The sequence below is a fragment of the Janthinobacterium salmonicoloratum genome, assembly GCF_051380845.1.
GTDB classification, from domain to species: domain Bacteria; phylum Pseudomonadota; class Gammaproteobacteria; order Burkholderiales; family Burkholderiaceae_D; genus Janthinobacterium; species Janthinobacterium lividum_F.
Genome location: NZ_JBNYXV010000003.1, coordinates 539,770 through 557,071 on the forward strand (window position 1 = coordinate 539,770; position 17,302 = coordinate 557,071).

A 17,302-nucleotide genomic window follows, 5' to 3' on the forward strand; every position below is an offset into this window, starting at 1 on the left:
CGCCTAGCGGATTTCTATTTTTTCAACTCTGACATTGTTCAATTGAATGCCAGTCAAGGACTGCATTATTTCGTCAGAAATTAACATTCCGCCAAATTCCGTCCACGAAATTTCACGGATCACGTTGACGCTGGTATCGGCATGCCTCTTCCCACGCCCAAAGCCGAATGTCACACCACAGGCAGGACAAGCCGCAATTTTCGCATCCACCACTATTTCACCATCCATTACTGCTGGCTGATCACCAAAGAGCAGAACCCATGGCGCTTGGCCAACAAAAGCGAAGTGGTTCTCCATCTTCCTCGAAATATCTCCGAGATAGATGTCGCCGAACCGTAAGAATTCGTTGATGCGCTGCGGCAGCAATTTCCGCAGTCTGGCGGACATGATGGACGGCGATAAGCGCCCCATTGAAAACATATCTGCTTTTGCGGGAATGCGCTGATCCACGACCAAGGCGAAATCGCCTTCATTCCCGGGCATATAATTTCCGCAGTCTGTACAGATGCCCGCACCGACATGCCCGTTCGTCCACGCTTCACTGGGGTCCACCACATCTGTTCCACAATAATACAGATGCCACATGTATTTTTTCATGGCTTTGCCTTAACAAGCACCATCGTCATGGATAGCGCTGCTCCTGATATCCATTCGGAAACACGTGGGAAATATTGTCCATCTGTCCGTCCACATAGCCGAACAGAATCTGATACCCGGTATGGTTTTCCTGGCCATGCTCTCTCTGCCGGATAATGATGGACTGGAGGCGATCATCTTCATACAGGTAATCGCAACTCCCTTCGCCAAATTTCCCGAAATTAATGTCCTGCATGATACGTCCCCCGTCAAGAAAACTGAGCATGACATTCCTCAAGCTCCCGCCAGCATTGAAGTGCACGCTTTTAAGCTTGCCGTACTCATGAAAATAGAAGCTCCTGTTGATGACAGCAGCAGATCCGCCATAGCTTTCCACCAAGATGACCCTGCCCTCCCCATCGAGATGGTAAACATGAGTATCTTTCAGCTTCGCGGGCAGCGACTTTAACTCTTTTCCCGGCTTGAAGCCGGCTCTTTGTGCTTCGAATGGCCTGACGTTACACAACAGCCCTTTGCTGATCAGCGTTCGCGCCACGCGCAGCTTGACGGCATCTAAATAAGTCGTCATAAAAGAGTCGGTTTTCGACGCTATCGCATGGAATTGCTCGCCCAGTTTTTGAATTTCACTCATGCTATATCGCTCCCGCTACGACACTTCCAGCAATCAAGCCTTGCCCGGCCGCTTGATCTGCAACAAGATGAAATGCGTCCACGCCAGCGCCGGCAGCACCATCAATACCAGCATCAGTCCGGCTGGCATGTCCGGCACGAAGCGCACGAAGCAGGCGAGAAAACCGGCGATGGCCAGCCAGAAGCGCCAGTTGAACGCATACGCCTTGCGCGCCACGGTCGCCAGCGCGATGCGCCAGAATTCCAGCAAGGCCCACAGGCCGCCCGTCAGCAGCAAGGCGGCCAGCGCATTGGCGCCTGGGGCATCGGCCCAGGTGCGCACCAGGTTGTACAACAGCACGGGATAGCCGGCCGTGATGGCCAGGGTGGCCGGGCCGGCGGCGATGACAGCTTCAAACAGCTGCCCTTTGGAACGATGATCCACTACATCACCCCTATGCCACGACGCCGGAATGGGCGGCGATCACTTGCAGCGCGCCGGCCGCATCCTGTGCCCAGACGCGCGTAAAACGGAAGTCGCCATGCGTTTCCACGTCGTGATAGCTGCCCGTCAAGTGCATGCGCACGGAGACCACGGCCACGGGGCCGTTGACGCGCACATGGCGCTCGGACGCACGCAAGTCCGTGATGGTCAGCAATCGCTGCTCGTGCGCTGCCAGGTCCGCATGTTTGCTCAGCAGATGACCCAGGTGATTCGTAAACAACAAGTCATCGGCCAGCAAGGCATTCAGTACTGCCACATCGGAGGCCATCATGGCCAGGCGCAAGCGCTCTTCCGCATCGAGTACTTGAGCTTCCGTTAAAGCATTCATCTTTTTCCTTAAAAAATACTGCACCAGATTAGCAAACGAACAAACGTGAATGCTGGCATGAAATCTTCCTTTTCACAATCATCCGGCAGACCTATACCTGCGCTTATGCCTGTGAAGCATATTTATATAGCGTAATATTCGCAGCGGTATCGCGCAAAACGCCCCCATAGTACTGTACAGTGCTTGCCCTTTCGCCCCGGGCTGGGGCAACAATTACTTGTAGTAAAGTTCTCATGCTCTCTGCAGTCTCGAATAAAACCAAGATAAGGCCCCTTCATGGCAATTAACATCATTCTGAACCTGCTCGTTGCGCTGATCGTCTTCGCCTTCATGTTCCGCCAGCAACGCAACCACTCCACGTTTACCGTGCGCGTCTTTACGGGCCTGGGCCTGGGCGTACTGCTGGGCGCGGCCGTGCAAGCCATCTACGGCGCCGGTTCGCCCATTATCGCGGGCACCAATGAATACATCGACATCGTCGGCAGCGGCTACGTAAAACTGCTGCAAATGATCATCATGCCGCTGATCATGGTCTCCATCATTTCCGCCATCCTGAAACTCAAGGATGCGAGTTCCCTGGGCAAGATCAGCGCGCTGACCATCGGCACCCTGCTCATCACCACGACCGTCGCCGCCGCGCTGGGTATCCTGATGGCCAAGCTGTTCGGTCTGACGGCTGTCGGCCTGACCTCGAGCGCGGCCGAAGTGGCGCGTGGCGTACAACTGCAAGGCTCGCTGGAAACGGCGAAAGCCCTGTCGCTGCCGAAACTGCTGGTCAGCTTCGTGCCGACCAACCCCTTCCTCGACATGACGGGCGCGCGCAAGACGTCGACCATCGCCGTGGTGGTGTTCTCCATCTTTATCGGCATCTCGGCCACGGGTATCGCGGCGAAAAAACCGGAAATCTTTGCTTCCTTCGAGCACTTCATGAAAGTGGCGCACGCCATCGTCATGCGCATGGTCACGCTGGTGCTGCGCCTGACGCCGTATGGCGTGTTTGCTCTGATGTTTGAAGTGGTGGCCTCGTCGAGCTACACGGACATCTTGAAACTGATCAACTTCGTCGTCGCCTCGTACAGCGCGCTGATATTGATGTTCCTCGTGCATCTGGCCATCATCGCCGGCGTGGGACTGAACCCGCTGCGCTTCGTGAAAAAAGTCTTCCCCGTGCTGGCCTTCGCCTTTACCTCGCGCACCAGCGCCGGCTCGATCCCGATGAGCGTGCAGACGCAAACCCAGCGCCTGGGCACGCCGGAAGGCATTGCCAACTTCGCCGCCTCGTTCGGTTCGACCATCGGCCAGAACGGCTGCGCCGGCATCTATCCCGCCATGCTGGCCGTGATGATCGCCCCTACCGTCGGTGTCGACCCGTTCACCGTCAGCTTCCTGCTGCCACTGTTGGCCATCATCACCATCGGTTCCGTGGGCGTGGCCGGCGTGGGCGGCGGCGCCACGTTTGCCGCCCTGATCGTGCTGTCAGCGATGGACTTGCCCGTCGCGCTGGCCGGCTTGCTGATCTCCGTCGAACCGCTGATCGACATGGGCCGCACGGCCCTGAACGTGAGCGGCTCGATCACGGCCGGCACCGTCACCAGCCGGGTCATGGGACAGACCGACCTGGCCGTCTACAACAGCGACGACGCGCCCGACCTGGACGAAGCGGAACACGCCGCCTAAGTAGCCACACCACCGGCGCGCCGCGCCTTGCCGCTTTCGTCTATATTTATTCACCATAAATACAGAGGAAGGCGCAAGGCGATGGAACAGAAATGGCCGCAGCAAATCTGGATCGTGCGTCACGGCCAAAGTGCCGGCAACGTGGCGCGCGATGCCGCCGAAGCGGAAAAACAGTTATTGATCGCCATCGCCGAGCGCGATGTCGACGTCCCCCTCTCCGACCTTGGCGCGCGCCAGGCGCAAGCTCTGGGCGACTGGTTCGCCACCCTTCCCTCTGAACAACAACCGACCGTCGTGCTGTACTCACCCTACGTGCGGGCACAGCAGACGGCGCAAGCCGTGCTGGCGCGCATCGATGCGGACAGCCTCGCCTCCGTGGTGGCCGACGAGCGCCTGCGCGAAAAGGAGTTCGGCATCCTCGACCGCCTGACCGTGCACGGCATCGCCAGCAAGTACCCGGAACTGTACGAGCAGCGCCAGCATGTCGGCAAGTTTTACTTCCGTCCACCGGGCGGCGAAAGCTGGTGCGACGTCATCCTGCGCCTGCGCAGCGTGCTCGACACCATCACCCGCGAGTATCGGGGCGAACGGGTGCTGATCGTCGGCCACCAGGTCATCGTCAATTGCTTCCGTTACCTGCTGGAACGCTGCGACGAGCACGCCATCCTGGCCATCGACAAGGCCGCCGACGTACCCAATTGCGGCGTCACCTCGTACGCCTTCAACCCCGCCCTGGGCAGATACGGCAAGCTGCAGCTGGACCTGTGCAACTTCGTCGCGCCACTGGAAGCGGCCGGCACACCCGTCACGGCCCAGCCCGACATGCCGGCCGCGCCCAAGTCCTAGTTTTTCGGAGTCATTCATGGACGCTACCGACATCACGCCTTCCCTGCTGCGTTCCTGGCCCCTTCCCATGCCCCAGCCTGACGGCGACAAGGAAGTGCGCGGCCATCTGCTGATCGTCGCCGGCTCGGCCGAGATGCCGGGCGCCATTCTGCTGGCGGCCACGGCCGCCCTGCGCGCAGGCGCGGGCAAGCTGACCCTGGCGACGGGCGCGTCAGTGGCGGCGCAGGTGGCCATCGCCATGCCCGAGGCGCGGGTCATTGGCCTGGATGAAACGGCGCAAGGCGGCTTTCGCCACGAGGCGCGACACCAGTTGGCGCCGTTGGCGGGCAAAGTGGATGCCGTTCTTGTCGGGCCAGGCATGTGCGACACGGCGGCCTGCTGCGAGCTGATGCGCCATCTGCTGCCCCTGTTTGCCGGCAGCCGTTTGATTCTCGACGCCCGCGCCATGCAGGTCGTGCGCCAGCCCGCGCACTTGCGCTCGCAGTTCAGCTTTAAGCAGCCCGTGCTGCTGACACCGCACGCGGGCGAGCTGGCCCAGTTGATGGACCTGTCGAAAGACGCCGTGCTGGCCGACCCGCACGGCTGCGCCATGGAAGCGGCGCAGCGCTGGAATGCCATCGTCGCCCTGAAAGGCGCGCTGACCGTCATCGCCATGCCCGACGGCACAAAATGGACGCACGCAGGCGGCAATATTGGCCTGGCCATTTCCGGTTCCGGCGACACCCTGGCCGGCATCATCACGGGCCTGGCCGCGCGCGGCGCATCGTTGGAGCAGGCGTGCGCCTGGGGCATCGCTCTGCATGCGCTGGCGGGCGAACAGCTGGCCCTGCGCTTCGGCATCCTCGGTTACCTGGCGCGCGAAATTCCGGCCGAGATTCCCGCCCTGCTGCGCCACCTGGCGGCATAAAAACAACAGCATAAGCATATCCAGAAAGAATCGTTAGCGCCGGCGGGCGCCGCCCTTAAGCTCATGATAACTGTTTCCATACGAACACTAATCGAGCCCAAAGGACACCGCCTTGCATCCGCGCCATTCATCCGCCTCTCTCTCCCTTCCCGCCACGCCGCTGCGCGCCATCGTGCTGGCCTGCGCCATGCTGGGCGCACCGTCCGCCTGGGCCCAGGACGCGCAAGCCACCGCCAGCACAGGCACAGGCACCACCGCTGAAACGGCTGGCGCCAGCATCGACCAGGTCACCGTCGTCGGCTCGCGCGCACGCAACCGCACCGTGTTCGACAGCAGCGTGCCCATCGACCGCTTCGGTGCGCGCGAAGTGAGCAATGCGCTGTCGACGGGCGACGTGGGCGCGGCCCTGCAAAACCTGTCGCCCTCGATCAACTTCCCCCGCATCGAGTCGAGCGGCGCGTCGGATTCCGTGCGCGGCATCCAGTTACGGGGACTGGCGCCCGACCAGGTGCTGGTGCTGATCAACGGCAAGCGCCGCCACACGAGCGCCGTGCTCGACACGGAAAGCAGCTTTGCCGGCACCGTGCCGGTCGACATCAATGCCATTCCACCGAACGCCATCGACCACATTGAAATCCTGCGCGACGGCGCGGGCGCCCAGTACGGCAGCGACGCCGTGGCGGGCGTCATCAACATCGTGCTGAAAAAAGCCCGCACGGGCGGCGCCGCTTCCGTCAGCTATGGCGCCAACCACACGCATTTCGATCCGACAGATCAAACCCTGACGGATGGCCAGACCGTCATCGTCAACGCCGACTATGGCGTGCCGCTGGGCGAGGCGGGATTCTTCCGCTTCGGCGCGGAAACGCGACGCCGCTCGCCCACGGAACGGGCCGGCCCCAGCGACGCGGGCTGGACTTCCTACAACTACACGCCGGCCGACCAGGCGCTTGACGGCAAGGTCGTATTCAAGTCGGGTGACTCGCGCCAGCGCAACAACTATTTGTTCTACAATACCCAGCTCACCCTGGCCAACGGCCTGGATCTGTATTCGTTTGCCACCCTCAACGAGCGCAAGTCGGACGGCAGCGCCTACTTCCGCTATCCGGGCGACCCGTCGAACGTACTGGCCCTGTATCCGAACGGCTACCGTCCCGTCACCAACGGCGACAAGCGCGACCTGAGCATCGCGGCCGGCGTGCGCGGCACCGCGGGCGAGTGGAACTGGGACGCCAGCGCGCGCCACGGCAGCGACCGCTTTGACTACGGCGTGAGCCACTCCGTCAACGCCTCGCTGGGCGCGGCCAGCCCCACGCGTTTCAAGCTGGCCGGCTTCGACTTCCGCCAGAACGCCTTGAACATCGATGCCACGCGCAGCATCGACATCGGTCTGCCCGCGCCTTTGAACCTGGCGGTGGGCGCCGAATGGATGCGCGAAACCTACACCAGCTCGGCTGGCGACCCCGCTTCGTACGCGGCCGGCAGCTTCACGGACGCTCCGCCGGGCGCGCAGGCGGGACCGGGCCTGCGCCCGTCGGACGCCTATGACGGCAGCCGGCAGATCCGCTCCGTGTATGCGGACGTGGAAAGCGACATCACGCCGCGCCTGCTGGTGGGCGCCGCCGCCCGCTATTCCGACTACAGCGACTTCGGCAGCGCCAGCACGGGCAAGCTGTCCACGCGCTATAAAGTGACGGACAACTTCCTCGTGCGCGGCTCGCTGTCGAACAGCTTCCGCGCGCCAGCCCTCGTGCAGACGGGATTCCGTTTCGCCACACTGAACTTCAACGCCGATGGCACGGCCCTGCAAACGGCAGCCCTGCTACCGGCCAGCGATCCGCTGGCGCGCAGCTTCGGCGCACAACAGCTCAAACCGGAAAAGTCGACCAACGTATCGCTGGGCCTGGCCTGGAAACCGGCCGCCGCCACCAGCGTGACGGTCGATGCCTATGTGATCCGCATCCGCGACCGCATCACGCGCTCGAGCGACTTGCAAAGCGACGCCGTCACCGCCTACCTGGCCGCCAATGGCCGCAACGACATCCAGTCCGTGGCCTACCTGGCCAATCTGCTCGACACGCGCACAAAAGGCCTGGACGTGGTGCTGAACCACGACCTGGCGTTCACCTCAGGCAAGCTGAACCTTAACGCGGCGCTGAACCTGAACAAGACCAGCCTCGACAAGGTGCGCCAAAGTTCCGCTGCGCTAACCAATATCGATCCGAGTCTGACCCTGCTGACGGAGACGAGTTTGTTCCGCATCAAACATGCGTCACCGACCAGCAAATTGATCCTGGGCGCCGACTGGCAGGCCGCCGGCTGGGGCGTGCAGGCGCGCGCCACGCGCTTTGGCGAGCTGAAGGATTTTTCGTATGACAGCGATGCGCCCTTGATCGACGGCATCCCCGCACAGCGCTTCGGCGCCGTCTGGTCGCTGGACCTGGAAGGCCAATTGAAACTGAGCAAGCAACTGACCTTGAGCGTGGGCGGCAACAACATCCTCGACCGCTATCCGCAGCGCGTGCGGGAAACGAATAACGCCACGTATGGCGGCGCCCTGCCCTACAATTTCATCAACCCCATCGGCGTCAATGGCGCGTACTTCTACGCCAAGCTCAACTACACGTTCTAACACGAATAAGGATAAATCATGATCATCAAACGCATCTCCCACCTCATCGCCGGCGCCTGCCTGAGCACCCTCCTGCTGTCCAGCGCCCAGGCTGCCGCGCCGCTGGTGCTGATGACGGACTTCGGCACGGCCGATGGCGCCGTGTCGGCCATGCACGGCGTCGCCTATGGCGTCGATCCCAAGCTGACCATCTCGGACCTGACGCACCAGATTCCCGACTACGACATCTGGCTGGGTGCCTACCGTTTGTATCAGACAGCCAATTACTGGCCGCAAGGCACGGTCTTTGTGTCCGTCATCGATCCGGGCGTGGGCACGGCGCGCAAGTCGGTGGTGCTGAAAACCAAGGGTGGACGCTACTTCGTGGGGCCGGACAATGGCTTGTTCACCCTGATCGCCGAGCGCGATGGCGTGGCGGAACTGCGCGAAATCGATGAAAAGGTCAATCGCCTGGCTGGCTCCGCCGAGTCGTACACCTTCCATGGCCGCGACGTGTACGCGTATGTCGGTGCGCGCCTGGCGTCGGGCGCCATCAGCTATGAACAGGTGGGCCCGCAATTGCCAAGCGAGTCCGTGGTGAAGATCGCGTATCAAAAACCTGTGCGCGACGGCAATACCATTCGCGGTATCGTGCCCGTGCTCGACGTCAAGTATGGCAATGTGTGGACGAATATCCCGAAATCCCTGCTCGACGAATTGCAGGTAAAACTGCACGACCCGCTACAAGTGCGCATCTTGCACAAGGGCAAGCAAGTGGCCAAGGTCACGGCGCCATTCGAGCACACGTTTGGCGGCGTGGCAAAAGGCAAGCCACTCGTCTACCTGAACAGTCTGCTCGACGTGGCCGTCGCCATCAGCCAGGGTGACTTTGCCGCCAAACACCACGTCGAGTCGGGCGTGGATTGGGAAGTGGAAGTGAGCAAGGCCCCTGCCGCCAAATAAACCTTCCTTACGCGGCCAGGGAAAAAAAGAGCCTTCCGCGGAAGGCTCTTGAAATACCACGGCGCAGCGCAGGCTGGCCTTGGCCCGGTACTACTTTTGCAGGCTGACCGACGTTGCCTTCGGCGCGCGGCGTCCCATCAGGAACAGCACGGCCTTTTTCAGCATGCGGTAGACGAAGCGCACCAGCAGCAGGGTCAGCACGCATTCGAGCAGGGTCAGGATCATGGCCACGGCCACCGGCATGCGCGCGGCGCGACGATGGAACTTGGCCACGGCGCCATCACGGGCGATTTCGATGCTGTCATAGAAGGTCGGCACGACCAGCAGGGTCAAAATCGTCGAGGTGATCGTGCCGCCGATGATGGCGATCGCCAATGGACGGTAGAACTCGCCGCCTTCGCCCAGGCCCAGCGCCACGGGGAACATGCCGGCGATCAGCGCAAACGTCGTCATCAGGATGGGGCGCAGACGCATGCGGCCTGCATACATCAGCGCGTCTTCGCGGCCATGGCCCTCTTCTTCGCGCTTGCGCGCCGCGTCCAGCAGCAGGATGGCGTTCTTGGCGACCAGGCCCATCAACATGATGATGCCGATAAAGCTCATCAGGTTGAGGGTATTGTTGGTGATCACCAGCGCCACCACCACGCCGATCAAGCTCAGCGGCAAGGACATCATCACGGCCACGGGCGCCGTGAAGGAACCGAACTGCATCACCAGGATCAAATACATCAGGCCGATACCCATCACCAGTGCGATCAGCATTTCCGTGAACAGCTCTTGCTGGTCCTGGCCGGCGCCGCCGAGCGCCAGGCCGTAGCCGGGCGGGAAGTCGATGGAGTTGGCCAGCTTCATGGCGTCGCTCGTCACTTCGCCGTTCGAACGGCCCTGTGCATTGGCCGACACGGTAATCGTGCGTTTGCCATTCTTGTGCTCGATGCCGGATGGCCCCTTACCCATGGTAATGGTGGCGATCTGGTCGAGCGGTACCATTTGCGAGGTGCCCGTCACGCTGATCGGCAGGCGCTCGATGTTTTCCGATGCCACGCGGTCGTCGGGATGCAGGCGCACGGCGACGTCGCGCGTCTCGCCCGTCGGATCGACCCAGTCGCCCACTTCCACGCCGGCGAACGCCACGCGCAACGATTGCGCCGCGTCATTGACGGAAATGCCCATCGAGTTGGCCAGGCCACGGTTGAGCTCAATCTGCAGTTCGTTTTTCGGGTCTTGCTCGGACAGGCCCACGTCGACGGCGCCAGGAATTGCGCGCAGCTTGTCCATGTAAGCATTCGTAATTTCCATCAGTTTACGCGAATCCGGACCCGTGAATTCCACCTGGATCGGCTTTTGCGAACCATTGCTCAAGTCATCCTGCACCACGTATTCGGCGCCCACCAGGCGCGACATCTTCTCGCGCAGCTCGACGGCGATTTCCTTGGCCGAACGCTTGCGGGTATTGCGTTTGCCGATGTCGACATAAACGCGTCCGCCGCCGGCATTGATGGAGCTGTTGGTATCCTTGGTTTCAGGCAAGGTACGCGCCAGCACGGCCGCCGCTTCCAGTTTCAAACGCGAATATTCGATGCTGCTCGACGATGGCGTGCGCACATTGATCATCAGATTGCCCGAATCGGATGCAGGCAGGAAACTCGTGCCGCCATGTGTAGCGTGCAGAACAATGGCGCCCACCAGGCTGCCGAAGGCGATGACAGCCATCCAGCGGCGGTGATGCAGGGCCCAGGCAATCACGCGCCCGTAACGGTCGGCCTGGTGGTCGAACCAGTGGTTGAATTTTTCCAGCACGCGGCCGATACCTTTTTTCGGCGCCGAGTGCTCCTCGACCGGGTCGCCCCAGTAGGCCGACAGCATGGGGTCGAGCGTAAACGAGATGCCCAGGCTGACGAGCACCGAGCACGTCACAGTCAAGGCAAACGGACGGAACCATTCGCCAGAGATACCGGGCATGAAGGCCACGGGGATGAAGACGGCGATGATGGAGAAGGTCGTGGCGGCCACGGCCATACCGATCTCGGCCGTGCCTTCCAGCGCAGCCGTACGGCGGTCCTTGCCCATCTGCATGTGGCGCACGATGTTTTCACGCACCACGATGGCATCATCGATCAGCACGCCGATGGCCAGCGACAGGCCCAGCAAGGTCATGAAGTTCAGGGTAAAGCCGCACAGCCACACGGCAATGAAGGCAGCAATCACGGACGTGGGCAGGCTCAGCGCCGTGATCAGGGTCGAACGCCATGAGTTCAGGAAGGCGTAGACGACGAAAATCGTCAGCACGGCGCCCAGCACCAGCGATTCGATCACGTTGTTCAAGCTATGCTGGGCGTTTTCGCCGCCGTCGCGCGTCACTTGCAGGATCGTGCCTTTCGGCAAGGTCTTGTTGATTTCCGCCACCATGTCGCGGATTTTGTTGGCCACGCTGACGGTGGAGGCGTCGCGCACGCGGGTGATCGAAATGCCCACGTTGGGCTTTCCGCTGCGCATGCTCAGGCTGTTGACTTCGGCAAAGCCATCCTCGATGGTGGCCACTTGCGCCAGGCGCACGATTTCCTCGCCGCGGCGCTTGATCACCACTTTCTCGAAGTCGGCTGGCGACTCGATGCGGCCCACGAGGCGGATGCTTTTCTCGTCCAGGGTGCCGCGCACCTTGCCCACCGGTGCATTCGTGTTCTGGTTGCGCAAGGCGGTCACGACATCGCTGACGGACACATTGTATTCACGCAATTTTTCCGCCCGCAGCAGCACCGACAGTTCGCGCTTGAGCGAACCGCCCACGTTGACCAGCGCCACGCCATCGACGGTGCGGAAGCGGTCCGACAGCACGTCCTCGGCTAGGCGCGAAATTTCCGCATGGCTTTGCGTATTCGACGACAGCGCCAGTTGCATGATCGGTTCGGCAGCCGGGTCGATGCGCTGCAAGATAGGCTCGCGCATTTCCGTCGGCAGCTTGTAGCGCACGGCGGCAATCGCATTGCGGATATTGTCGGAAGCTTCGATCAGGTTGGTATTGAAGGAAAACTTCAGGAAGATGCTGGCCGAACCTTCATTCGAATCGCTGTTGACTTCGGTCACGCCGGAAATGCTTTGCAAGGACTTTTCCAGGCGATTCACCACTTCGCGCTCGACCGTATCGGGCGACGCGCCAGGGTAAGGAATGCTGACGACGATGAAAGGCACTTCAACGTCCGGATTCTGGTTGACGCGCAATTTCTTGAGCGCCAGCAGGCCGACACACATCATGGCCAGAATCAGGACGATGGTGGCGGTAGGCCGCTTGATACTGAAATCGGAAAGGAACATGGCTTAGTTTCCTTTACCGGCAACGGCGGTGCTGCTGCTGGCCACGGCGGCGGCTGGCACGGCCTTGGCTGCCGTCAATTCCACTTTCTGCCCATCCTTGAAGGTCGAGCCCGGCGTACGCAGCACGGTGTCGCCGCTGGCCAGGCCGCTTTGCACTTCCCACTGGCCCGTGCGCACGTCGCGCGCGCCGATGCGCAAGTTAACTTTATGCAAAGCTTTGTCCTTGACCTTCCACGTGTACGTCACGTCGCCCGCCTTGACCAAGGCCGAGTCGGGTATCATCAGCGCGCTGACGGTTTCCGTCTCGATGCGCCCTTCCGCATACAGGCCCGCCACTCTCGGTTGTTCCTTGTCATTGAAATCGACCAGCACGGCCACCTGGCGCGTGACGGCATTGGCGGCAGGATCGACGCGGCGCACCTTGCCCGCGAAATCCTGGCCTGGATAACCATTGATGCGGAACAGCACGGGCTGGCCCACCTTGACGACGCCGATCTTGTCGGCCGACACCAGGCCTTCGAGGCGCATGCTGGTCGGATCGATGACCTTGATCAATTCCTTGCCGATTTGCGCCGTATCGCCATTCGATACCTTGCGCTCGCTCACGATGCCGTCGAACGGCGCACGCACGAGGGTGCGCTGCAGCTGCTGGCGGGCTTGCGCGGCGCGGCTTTTCGCAGCGGACAAGTCGCTTTGCGCATTGTTGCGGCGAATTTCCGCGTCTTCCAGCGCCTGCGTCGACGTCATGCCCGAGGCGCGCAGGGTTTTCATGCGCTGGAACATGCGTTCGGACTGCTCCAGCACCTGGCTGGCGGCGCGGCTGGCTTCCTCGGCCGAATTGAGGCTGTCGCGGATGGACGTTTCGTCCAGGCGTACCAGCACGTCGCCCCGTTTGACAACTTCACCGTTTTCCTTCATGACCTGAATCACCACGGCCGACACTTCGGCGCGCAAGTCCGCGTTGCGCTCAGGCTGTACGGAACCGGTGATGACAGGTCCCGACGCCAGCGCATTGCTCTGGATGGTCAGCAGGTCTTCCGGGGATACCAGCAAATTGACGGCAGCGCCCGCCTGTTCCTTGCCCCCCTTGCCAGCGCCTTTGCCAGGATCTTTGGACTCTTTGCCGCAGGCGGCCAGGGCAGAAGCGATTGCCAGAACAAACAGGGTTTTGCGCAACATGGGTAATTCTCCGGATAGATAGCACCACTACCGTCCCCACGGCCCGGATAGGGCAGCAGGCGATAGCAAGCATAATATTTTTATTAAAACCACAAGCGCCAAAGTATCCATGAGCGCGTCCGGGCATGTCAATCGGCGGTTTCCTGTAATGCTTTAATCAATGGATGAAACGTAGTTTTTACGCCCTGAAACGCAAAACCCCGCCTTGAGGCGGGGTTTTGCGTTTCAGGGGAAGCGAACTTAGCGGCCAAAAACGGTGTTGATCAGGAAACCGATGGCCACGCCCGTGCACAGGCCGCCGGCGATTTCCACCAGGGTATGGCCCATGCGCTCGCGCAACCAGGTGTGCGCGGGGCTGGCCGTTTCCTTGGCCAGGCGGTTGATGGCCGCCGCCTGCTTGCCCACGTGCTGGCGCAAGCTGTTGGCGTCGATGATGACGATGAAGGCCAAGGTCACTGCCACGCCAAAGGCCGGGTGGCCGATGCCTTCGCGCAAGGCAATCAGGGTTGCCATGCTGGAAACGACGGCGCTATGGTTGCTGGGAAAGCCGCCATTGCCCACCAGGCCAAACGCCCATTGCCGCGTGCGGACACTGTTGATCAGGAATTTGATCGGTCCGACCAGGATCCAGGTGATCAGGGGCGTGACGAGGTAAGCGATATCCACGGGGTATTCCTTCTTATATATAGGTATAGAGTGTGCAAGAGACTGCGGCAGCCGGAGGGGCGCGCCGCAATTATCGCAGATCATCCGCGCCAGCAGAACTGTCTATCATCGCCCTATAAAACGCCGCTCCCGGCGGCAACTAATATAAAATCATGGCATATACAACAATTGACGTATATCAACACTGAGTGCGGCGCGCACAGCGGCGCGGATAATCAAACGTCTTTCACAATTGCAACGGGGTACTCATGCGGCATTTCAGAATTTCCTTTTTAGTCACTTTTATCCTGATGGCCGTGTCGGGCTGGTGGGGTTACAGCCATGGCGGCACGTCAGGCATGATCCAGGCGCTGTGGATCACGGGCGTGCTGGGCATCATGGAAGTGTCGCTGTCGTTCGACAATGCCGTGGTGAATGCCTCGGTCTTGCGTCACTGGAATGAATTCTGGCAAAAACTGTTTTTGACGGTCGGTATCCTCGTGGCCGTCTTCGGCATGCGGCTGCTGTTTCCTCTCGTCATCGTTTCAGTCGCCACAGGCCTGGGCCTGGTCGACGTATGGACCATGGCCACCACGACGCCGGACGTGTATGCCAAGCACCTGACGGACAACCATGCGCAAGTGGCAGCCTTCGGCGGCGCCTTCCTGCTGCTGGTGTTCCTGAACTTCCTGTTCGACGACGAGAAAGAATTGCACTGGCTGGGCTGGGCTGAGGAAAAAGTCAATGCGCTGGGTACCGAAAGCCTGGCCGTGCTGATCACCATGGGCGCCGTGGCCGCTTGCGTGGCGATGGGCCCAGTGGAAGAAAAATACAGCGTGCTCGCATCGGGCATCGTCGGCATCGCCGTCTACATCGGCGTGAACTGGATCAGCGGTTTGCTGGAAGAAGGCGAACCGGACTTGCAGGATGACGCAGAAGAAGGCGCCGCGCCAGCCAGGAACGGCAATGGCGATCTCGTCAAAACGGTGGCGCGCGGCAGTATCGGCGGCTTCCTGTACCTGGAAGTGCTGGACGCCTCGTTCAGCTTTGACGGCGTGATCGGCGCGTTCGCCATCACCAACGACGTGGTCATCATCATGCTGGGCCTGGCCATCGGCGCCATGTTCGTGCGCTCGATGACGGTGTACCTGGTGCACAAGGGCACCCTGGACGAATTCGTCTACCTGGAGCACGGCGCCCATTATGCGATCGGCATCCTCGCCTTGATCATGCTGGCGTCCGTCAAGTACCATATTCCGGAGTGGTTCACGGGCCTGTCGGGCGTGGCCTTCATCCTGGTCTCGCTGTGGTCATCCCTGCGTTATCGCAAACGGCACGCGGCACAAGCTTGAAATCGGGGGTTTCGCCCCCAATTGAGAGAGTAATGGCATGAGCGCCTTGCGCTCATCCCATGAAGGCATGTTTGAGTTATTTAATGAAAAGGAGCACCACATGGCAATCAGTTTGCAAAAAGGCGGCAACGTCAACCTGAGCAAGGAAGCACCAAACCTGAAGAAGATCATCGTCGGCCTCGGCTGGGATCCTCGTTCGACGGACGGCGCCACCTTCGACCTTGACGGTAGCGCTTTCCTCCTGAAAAGCGACGGCAAAGTCCGTGGCGACTCTGACTTCATCTTCTACAACAACCTGAAGTCGACCGACGGTTCCGTCGTGCACACGGGCGACAACACCACGGGCGAAGGCGAAGGCGATGATGAGCGCATCGAAATCGACCTGACCCGCGTGCCGGCCGATATCGACCGCATCAGCATTACCGTCACCATTCACGACGCCGACGCGCGCCGCCAGAACTTCGGCATGGTCTCGAAAGCCTTCATCCGCTGCCTGAACGCGGAAGGCGAAAAAGAAATCGCCCGCTACGACCTGTCAGAAGACAGCTCGACGGAAACGGCGATGATCTTTGGCGAAATCTACCGCTACAACGGCGAATGGAAGTTCAAGGCGATCGGCCAGGGCTTCAATGGCGGCCTGGGCCCACTGGCCCGTTCTTTCGGCGTCAACGCTTAAATTCACACTCGTTAAACCTACTGTGCCGCTCACTTTCGGGCCTGCGTTGCTCGCTGTACCTCCGTACAGCTGCGCTACTCGACCCGAAATCGAGCTTGCTCGCTACGGTTTTCCGAGGTGAATTGCACTTTTGTCATATCATTACTGCCGCCTGCACAGATCAGGCGGCTTTTTTTTGGAGATTTATCATGCCAGTATTTAGTGTCACGGGCGACGTCGATCCTTTCCTCCACGTCAGCATGAAACAGGGCGAAACCATCTATTGCGAATCCGATGCGATGGTGATGATGGAGACGGCGCTGGACTTGAAAGGCAAGATGACGGGCGGCCTGGGCAGCGCCATCATGCGCCGCTTCGCGAATGGCGAATCGTTCTTCCAGCAGCATATCGAAGCGGTGCGCGGCAGCGGCGACTGCCTGCTCTCGCCCACCCTGCCGGGCGCCATCGAAGTGGTCGACGTGGGCGCGCGCCAGTACCTGCTCAACGACGGCGCCTTTGTCGCCGCCACTGCGGGCACGGAAATGAAGGTGCGCACACAAAGTATCGGCAACGCCTTGTTCGCCCAGTCGGGCGGCTTCTTCGTCATGGAGACGGCCGGCACGGGACAAGTGGTGGTGTCCGGCTTCGGCTCCATGTTCCAGCTCGACGTCGAGCCGGGCAAGGATGTCGTGATCGACAATTCCCATGTGGTCTGCTGGGACAATAGCCTGAAATACGAGATTTCCGTGACCACGGGCGGCGGCGCCAGCGGCGGCGGCATCGGTGGTTTCCTCGGCAATATCGTCAACAGCGTGACCAGCGGCGAAGGCATCGTGCTGCGCTTTTCCGGCTCGGGCAAAGTATTTATCTGCTCGCGCAACCGCGACGCCTTCCTCAAGTGGACGGCGTCGGGCAAGGCTAGTTAGAGGCACCTGAACAAACCTACTGCGCGTCGGCATAGGCGGCCTGCGATGCTCACCGTACTTGAGTACGGTTGCGCTTCTCGGCCACCTCTTCCTTCCGCTCGCTACGGTTTTGTCAGGCGCTGTTAGTTTGTTGCTCAACGTTGTAGTTCAAAACATTCTAAGGCCAGGTTAAGTCTGGCTGGTTAGACTC

15 protein-coding genes are annotated in these 17,302 nt (G+C 60.8%); 8 read left to right on the forward strand and 7 right to left on the reverse strand.

All coding sequences use genetic code 11. The annotated features are described in order from the left end of the window. Positions 1 to 3: 3 nt before the first annotated feature. Genes ACQ4WY_RS19320 through ACQ4WY_RS19335 form a run of 4 tightly spaced genes read right to left on the reverse strand, consistent with a single transcriptional unit; the run spans position 4 to position 2,039 of the window. Positions 4 to 597, reverse strand: coding sequence for a hypothetical protein (locus ACQ4WY_RS19320; protein ID WP_436505389.1), 594 nt, complete (start codon positions 595 to 597; stop codon positions 4 to 6). Between the two features lie 25 nt (positions 598 to 622). Further along, positions 623 to 1,228 (reverse strand): hypothetical protein, encoded by a 606-nt coding sequence (locus tag ACQ4WY_RS19325; protein WP_436505390.1) that lies wholly within the window; start codon positions 1,226 to 1,228, stop codon positions 623 to 625. A gap of 33 nt (positions 1,229 to 1,261) precedes the next feature. Then, entirely contained in the window at positions 1,262 to 1,651 is a 390-nt protein-coding gene (locus ACQ4WY_RS19330; protein ID WP_436505392.1) for a hypothetical protein, read from the reverse strand. Positions 1,652 to 1,661: 10 nt separating this feature from the next. Then, a complete protein-coding gene (locus ACQ4WY_RS19335; protein WP_436505393.1) occupies positions 1,662 to 2,039 on the reverse strand; it encodes a nuclear transport factor 2 family protein in 378 nt (125 codons plus the stop codon). Positions 2,040 to 2,315: 276 nt separating this feature from the next. On the opposite strand from ACQ4WY_RS19335, the gene ACQ4WY_RS19340 reads away from it, so the two are divergent. From ACQ4WY_RS19340 to ACQ4WY_RS19360, 5 genes are all read left to right on the forward strand, one after another. Then, positions 2,316 to 3,716 (forward strand): L-cystine transporter, encoded by a 1,401-nt coding sequence (locus ACQ4WY_RS19340; protein ID WP_436505395.1) that lies wholly within the window; start codon positions 2,316 to 2,318, stop codon positions 3,714 to 3,716. 81 nt (positions 3,717 to 3,797) lie between these two features. Beyond that, on the forward strand, positions 3,798 to 4,562 hold the full coding sequence (locus ACQ4WY_RS19345) for a histidine phosphatase family protein (protein WP_436505397.1): 765 nt from the start codon (positions 3,798 to 3,800) through the stop codon (positions 4,560 to 4,562). Positions 4,563 to 4,578: 16 nt separating this feature from the next. Then, positions 4,579 to 5,469: an NAD(P)H-hydrate dehydratase gene (locus ACQ4WY_RS19350; RefSeq protein ID WP_436505398.1), complete on the forward strand. Its 891-nt coding sequence runs from the start codon at positions 4,579 to 4,581 to the stop codon at positions 5,467 to 5,469. Between the two features lie 112 nt (positions 5,470 to 5,581). After that, positions 5,582 to 8,101: a TonB-dependent receptor plug domain-containing protein gene (locus tag ACQ4WY_RS19355; protein ID WP_436505400.1), complete on the forward strand. Its 2,520-nt coding sequence runs from the start codon at positions 5,582 to 5,584 to the stop codon at positions 8,099 to 8,101. A gap of 18 nt (positions 8,102 to 8,119) precedes the next feature. After that, entirely contained in the window at positions 8,120 to 9,043 is a 924-nt protein-coding gene (locus ACQ4WY_RS19360) for an SAM hydrolase/SAM-dependent halogenase family protein (RefSeq protein ID WP_436505402.1), read from the forward strand. Positions 9,044 to 9,133: 90 nt separating this feature from the next. Here the strand turns inward: ACQ4WY_RS19360 and ACQ4WY_RS19365 are convergent, their stop codons facing one another. The 3 genes from ACQ4WY_RS19365 to ACQ4WY_RS19375 all read right to left on the reverse strand — a co-directional run bounded on the left by ACQ4WY_RS19365 (position 9,134) and on the right by ACQ4WY_RS19375 (position 14,200). Beyond that, positions 9,134 to 12,355, reverse strand: coding sequence for an efflux RND transporter permease subunit (locus ACQ4WY_RS19365; protein WP_436505404.1), 3,222 nt, complete (start codon positions 12,353 to 12,355; stop codon positions 9,134 to 9,136). A gap of 3 nt (positions 12,356 to 12,358) precedes the next feature. Continuing rightward, positions 12,359 to 13,534 (reverse strand): efflux RND transporter periplasmic adaptor subunit, encoded by a 1,176-nt coding sequence (locus tag ACQ4WY_RS19370; RefSeq protein WP_353658306.1) that lies wholly within the window; start codon positions 13,532 to 13,534, stop codon positions 12,359 to 12,361. Positions 13,535 to 13,774: 240 nt separating this feature from the next. Further along, complete coding sequence (locus ACQ4WY_RS19375; RefSeq protein WP_436505405.1) at positions 13,775 to 14,200, reverse strand: divergent PAP2 family protein; 426 nt, start codon at positions 14,198 to 14,200, stop codon at positions 13,775 to 13,777. Between the two features lie 248 nt (positions 14,201 to 14,448). On the opposite strand from ACQ4WY_RS19375, the gene ACQ4WY_RS19380 reads away from it, so the two are divergent. The 3 genes from ACQ4WY_RS19380 (at position 14,449) to ACQ4WY_RS19390 (ending at position 17,112) form a co-directional block, all read left to right on the forward strand. Further along, entirely contained in the window at positions 14,449 to 15,531 is a 1,083-nt protein-coding gene (locus ACQ4WY_RS19380; protein ID WP_436505406.1) for a DUF475 domain-containing protein, read from the forward strand. Between the two features lie 100 nt (positions 15,532 to 15,631). Further along, positions 15,632 to 16,207, forward strand: a complete 576-nt coding sequence (locus ACQ4WY_RS19385) for a TerD family protein (protein WP_046682304.1) — start codon at positions 15,632 to 15,634, stop codon at positions 16,205 to 16,207. A gap of 188 nt (positions 16,208 to 16,395) precedes the next feature. After that, positions 16,396 to 17,112: a TIGR00266 family protein gene (locus ACQ4WY_RS19390; RefSeq protein WP_099380492.1), complete on the forward strand. Its 717-nt coding sequence runs from the start codon at positions 16,396 to 16,398 to the stop codon at positions 17,110 to 17,112. Positions 17,113 to 17,302: the final 190 nt, after the last annotated feature.